The sequence below is a fragment of the Pseudomonas sp. genome (genome assembly GCF_050739655.1).
Taxonomy (GTDB): Bacteria; Pseudomonadota; Gammaproteobacteria; order Pseudomonadales; family Pseudomonadaceae; genus Aquipseudomonas.
Genome location: NZ_JBOIBY010000633.1, coordinates 1 through 1,170, shown reverse-complemented (window position 1 = coordinate 1,170; position 1,170 = coordinate 1). Strand labels below are relative to the sequence as shown.

At 55.8% G+C, this 1,170-nt stretch carries 1 protein-coding gene and 1 pseudogene; one reads left to right on the top strand and one right to left on the bottom strand.

Going from position 1 to position 1,170, the window contains the following annotated elements:
- Nucleotides 1-144: pseudogene (locus tag ACRESJ_RS30125) on the bottom strand (TraR/DksA family transcriptional regulator); the annotation flags it as partial.
- A 301-nt stretch (nucleotides 145-445) separates the two neighbouring features.
- Here ACRESJ_RS30125 and ACRESJ_RS30120 point away from each other — a divergent pair.
- Nucleotides 446-1,051, top strand: coding sequence for a glutathione S-transferase (locus ACRESJ_RS30120; RefSeq protein WP_431761145.1), 606 nt, complete (start codon nucleotides 446-448; stop codon nucleotides 1,049-1,051).
- Nucleotides 1,052-1,170: the final 119 nt, after the last annotated feature.

The window sequence follows — 1,170 nt, the reverse complement described above, 5'->3', positions numbered from 1 at the left end:
CTCGGAGAACAAAGCCTGTTGCTCGGCATTCATGTAGTCATCCGCCGGCATGGCCAGCAACTTGTCCTTTGTCATTGATATCTCTATAAAAAAACGTGCATTAAGGCGAATAAGGGAGCGTTCCGGCAGACCTGGGCAGGCCATCGGAAAGGCGCCGTTTGTTCCAAGCGCCACCCGGCACTCAATTTACGAGGGGCGGCAGTCTAAGGCCGACTTGAGGCCTCAGCAACTGAAAAGACAGCGAATTTGTCCGACAAAGCCCTGAAAATGCTCTACGGCAGGCTTTGAGGCGGTAATCGGAGTGCGTTTATAGCAAGAAATTCAATCGAGCGGCTGTATATGGAAGACAAACGGCTCGCACAAGGCATTATTCACGGTCATTTGCAGGGTTGCGAACCTCAGCTAAGGTTGTCCCTCCCGAAATGGCCATATAAAGGAAAGGACCATGAAGCTGATCGGTATGCTGGACTCGCCCTATGTAAGGCGCGCCGCCATTTCTGCCAAATGCCTGGGAATCACGCTGGAACATCAGTCGGTCTCGGTGTTCCGCCACTTCGAACAATTCCGGCAAATCAATCCGGTGGTCAAGGCGCCCACGCTGGTGCTGGATGATGGTGAGGTGTTGATGGATTCGACGCTGATCATCGACTACCTGGAAACCCTGGCCCAAAAAAGCCTGATGCCCGCCGAACCGGGTCAACGCCTGCGCGCGCTGCGCCTGATCGGCCTGGCCCTGGCCGCCAGCGAAAAGTCCGTGCAGCTTTACTACGAACGCAACCTGCGGCCCGAAGAGATTCAATTCGAACCCTGGGTGCAGCGGGTCGAAGGACAGTTGACGGCGGCCTATTCTGCTCTGGAGCGGGAGCTGGAAAAGCAGCCGCTGAAAACTGACGGTTCGATTGAGCAGGACGGCATTACCCTCGCCGTGGCCTGGAGCTTTACCAACCTGGTGGTGCCGGATCAGGTGAGTGCCGCGCAGTTTCCGCGGATCGCAGAGTTCACGGAGTATGCCGAAGGGCTTGAGGTGTTTGTCAGTACGCCGATTGACTGACAGATTCATATCGCCTGAACTGCCGTCATCGCGAGCAAGCTCGCTCCCACAGTAATTTTCGTCGTACGCGGACCTTGTGTTCGACATCAATCCATTGTGGGAGCGAGCTTGCTCGCGAT

Excerpts from the sequence above, each read along its gene's own strand:
- ACRESJ_RS30120 (WP_431761145.1), top strand. The coding sequence starts at position 446 with ATGAAGCTGATCGGTATGCTGGACTCGCCCTATGTAAGGCGCGCCGCC.